3 protein-coding genes are annotated in these 838 nt (G+C 35.3%); all 3 read right to left on the minus strand.

Annotated features, from left to right (window positions below; genetic code table 11):
- Positions 1-273 (minus strand): S1 RNA-binding domain-containing protein (locus DMP16_RS10315; RefSeq protein ID WP_143577226.1); only part of this gene is annotated, 273 nt, incomplete at its 3' end.
- 5 nt (positions 274-278) lie between these two features.
- Positions 279-479 carry a 30S ribosomal protein S27e gene (locus DMP16_RS10320; protein ID WP_185957872.1) on the minus strand — a complete coding sequence of 67 codons (201 nt, stop codon included), beginning with the start codon at positions 477-479 and terminating at the stop codon, positions 279-281.
- Positions 476-763 carry a 50S ribosomal protein L44e gene (locus DMP16_RS10325; protein ID WP_069281590.1) on the minus strand — a complete coding sequence of 96 codons (288 nt, stop codon included), beginning with the start codon at positions 761-763 and terminating at the stop codon, positions 476-478. The genes DMP16_RS10320 and DMP16_RS10325 overlap by 4 nt, the downstream gene beginning before the upstream one ends.
- Between the last annotated feature and the right edge of the window lie 75 nt (positions 764-838).

Raw genomic sequence — 838 nt, forward strand, 5'->3', positions numbered from 1 at the left:
CTTTCTTTCGTCATCATTAACTTTTTTCAATGACACGTCTACAGTGTTTTTCCTTCTATCAACTCTTATTACCTTTACTACTACTTTCATATTCTCCTTGAGTACATCATTTATGTTCTTTACCCACTTACTACTAACTTCACTCCAAGGCAAATAGGCTTGCATATTTCCATATTCGTCCAAAGACAAATAACTACCGTAATCAAAAACCTGCTTAACTGTACCTATTACAATTTCTCCTTCCGATGGGAGTTTATTCCTGTTATAAATCATTTCCTTTAACCCATTATTCTAACTACTTCTCCGGCTATTTTTGCTTTACCACCTTGTGGATAAACTAGTTGAGTTCCACAACTCAAACATCTAACGGGAAAAGTGGCATTAGAAAATATAGTTTGCTCATTTTCACAATTTGGACATTTCACTCTTACGAACTTACTCTTAGGTTCTGGAATTAGAATCTTAAATTTTTTCATCACTTAGCCACCTCTACTAATTCAAGCTTCTTAACTCTTATTCCCTCTTTTACAATCGTGTAACCACATTTACTACACTTCAACAATAACGTTTGCTTTTTAGTAGTCTTAGCGAACCTCTTTTGCTCTGGCTTCCTCTTACTTCCATAACCTACATTTTTCCTCTCATATCTCCTCTGCCCCTCAGCTAAACTTCTTCTCTTACCGCTCTTATAAAGAGATACTGAATGCTGAGTCTGAGTCTTACATTTGGGGCAATACGTGTTGATGACCTTAGGGACTTTCATTATTACCCACCATTATCTATTTTAAATGGAGTTAAATAACTTGCTATAATCAATGGTAAGGCTTCCTTTATGCTT

The organism is Sulfolobus sp. B1 (assembly GCF_007050195.1).
Lineage (GTDB): Archaea > Thermoproteota > Thermoprotei_A > Sulfolobales > Sulfolobaceae > Saccharolobus.